Source organism: Microbacterium sorbitolivorans (assembly GCF_003327285.1).
Classification (GTDB): Bacteria; Actinomycetota; Actinomycetes; order Actinomycetales; family Microbacteriaceae; genus Microbacterium; species Microbacterium sorbitolivorans.
Map to the genome: position 1 here is coordinate 1 of NZ_KZ848483.1, position 2,317 is coordinate 2,317.

The window sequence follows — 2,317 nt, forward strand, 5'->3', positions numbered from 1 at the left end:
TCTCAGGACGAAGGTCTCCGCGAATGTCCGGTCGATCCGCGCGACGTCCCAGGCGGGCGTTCCCTTGGCGGACATCCACGCCGCAGCGTCGTGCATCAGCCGCACAACCTCGTCGATATCACCCGAGTCTGAGTATCTCCTCAGGGGAACGGGGCCCCTCCCGCATGAAAGGGCCCCGGACTATGGCCTAGTTACTCAGAGCAGGGGTGAGGTCAATACCTACAGGAGTTACGGCGCAGCAACCTCCGCCCGTCGTCTCTTCCGGTGCATCGAATAGCCCCGCGCCACCGCACACTCCTGTGTCAGGGAGCACGAGGTCCACTCGTTCCGCTGCTTCGTGGTCCCCGGCGAGTTCCGCAGCAACGCTACGAACTTGCTCAAAGCCGGTGAGTGCGAGGAAAGTTGGGGCGCGCCCATAAGATTTAGCGCCAACAATGTACAACCCCGCGTCTGGGTGGGCAAGATCCGCGGCTCCGGTCGCCCGGATCGAACCACACGAGTGAATATTTGGGTCTACTTCGGTAGCGACGCGTGACGGTGCTTGGAGGCGAAGGTCAACATCGAGGCGAACTTCCGAGAGGATTGAGAGATCGGGGCGGAAGCCTGTGAGCACGATCACCTGATCAGCCAGCTCAAGCGAGCGGCCGTCGTCAGCCGTCAGCACGGCTTGTGCACCATTCAACGACACTGAGTCCGTGCGGAATCCTGTAACGAGGGCTACGTGTCCATCAGAGACCGCTTTCTCCGCCAGCACTCCGAGTGCGCCGCGCTCAGGTAGTTCATCTGCTTCGCCGCCACCAAAGGTGTTGCCCACGACACCTCGACGCAACACCCAAGTGACCTGCGTTGCGGGATCCTGTTCTACGACACGAGCAAGCTGAACGATTGCAGTCTTGGCCGACGCGCCGTTGCCAACAACGACGACATGCTTTCCTGCGAGAGCTTGTACATCATCCGTTGAAGGAATTTGGTAACCGAGGACCCCTGCGACCGCAGCAGCATTCTCGCCGATTGCGGGGAGTCCACCTGACCCGGCAGGGCTGGGGGTGCCCCAAGTACCGGAAGCATCGATGACAGACTTGGCTTCGATTCGCGCCTCGCTGCCGTCAGTGTTCACGACGTGAATGACGAATGGTTGCTCCTCGCGCCCCGCGTCGACGGAGCGGTCGCGGCCTTTTTTGCTTACTCCGACAACTCGTGAACCATAACGCACTCGATCGCCAAGCGCGCTAGCAAGCGGTGCCAAGTACTGCGAGATCCACTCGCCACCGGTTGGGTAGCCCTCGCCAGGCTCTGCCCATTCCGTAGTCGAAAGGAGACGTTTACTCGCGCTGTCCATGACTTCGGACCACTTCGAGAAGAGACGTACATGCGCCCATTCTGCGACAGCGGCAGCCGGGCCAGATCCTGCCTCGAGCACGAGAAGGTCTATGCCCCGCTCAAGCAAGTGGGCGGCTGCGGCGAGCCCCTGGGGGCCGGCTCCGATTACGACAACTTGGTTCATCACATATCTCCATCCATTGATGATCTTCGATGTATGAAAGCCTACAGGCTCATATCGACAAGTGTCAATACGTGGGGCAGAATGGTCTACATGAACACTTTGGAAGCGGTTGACGCCACGGACACTCAGGCAAGTTGCTGCAACACAGTTGACCGGCATGTCGTTGGCGACCTCGAAGCGCAGCAGCTTGCGAAGGTCTTCAAGGCCCTCGGTGATCCCACGAGAGTGAAGCTGCTCTCGCTGATTTCTGCCAGTGCGGGCGCTGAGATGTGCGTGTGTGACCTCACGGAGCCTGTCGGGCTTTCTCAGCCCACGGTCTCGCATCACATGAAGCAACTTGTTGAGGCAGGCCTGGTGACACGGGAGCAGCGAGGTCGGTGGGCCTACTACAGCCCAGTGGCCTCCGTGCTGACTATGGCGACAAACGTGATGGTGAGATAACGCAGTCCAGGCCATGGAGCTAATCACTCTAGGGTCGAGTAGGTCAAGCTCACTCGTTGTGGGACGGTAGAACTAAAGGTCACAACGCGGTTGGCCTGGCCTGTCTCAGTCGGGCAAGCGCAGCAACTCGCCAACGTATCTTGCACGGCTGGCCGCAATAGCGTTGCGCCACTTCACCGCGGTTCGCACGTGGATTCCGACAAGATTTGCGAGGACCGAAGGGTCTACTTCCTGGGCAAGGGACTTGGCTCTGTTGCAAAGATTGGCGGCAGTCAGAGGTAGGCTGTCGCTCTGCGCCGATCAGGCGGCTGCTGCGAAATGGTGGTTGAGCATGCCCATGGCCTCCGTCAGCGCCGAGGGCCCAATGCCAAA

General features: G+C 60.2%; 2 protein-coding genes. One reads left to right on the plus strand and one right to left on the minus strand.

Annotated features, from left to right (window positions below):
- Window positions 1–187 precede the first annotated feature (187 nt).
- The gene (locus DTO57_RS14230) at window positions 188–1,504 is read right to left on the minus strand and encodes an NAD(P)-binding domain-containing protein (protein WP_114118932.1); all 1,317 of its coding nucleotides are present in this window, start codon (window positions 1,502–1,504) and stop codon (window positions 188–190) included.
- Window positions 1,505–1,594: 90 nt separating this feature from the next.
- Between DTO57_RS14230 and DTO57_RS14235 the strand changes: the two genes are divergently transcribed.
- Entirely contained in the window at window positions 1,595–1,945 is a 351-nt protein-coding gene (locus tag DTO57_RS14235; RefSeq protein ID WP_114118933.1) for an ArsR/SmtB family transcription factor, read from the plus strand.
- The last annotated feature ends 372 nt before the right edge of the window (window positions 1,946–2,317 follow it).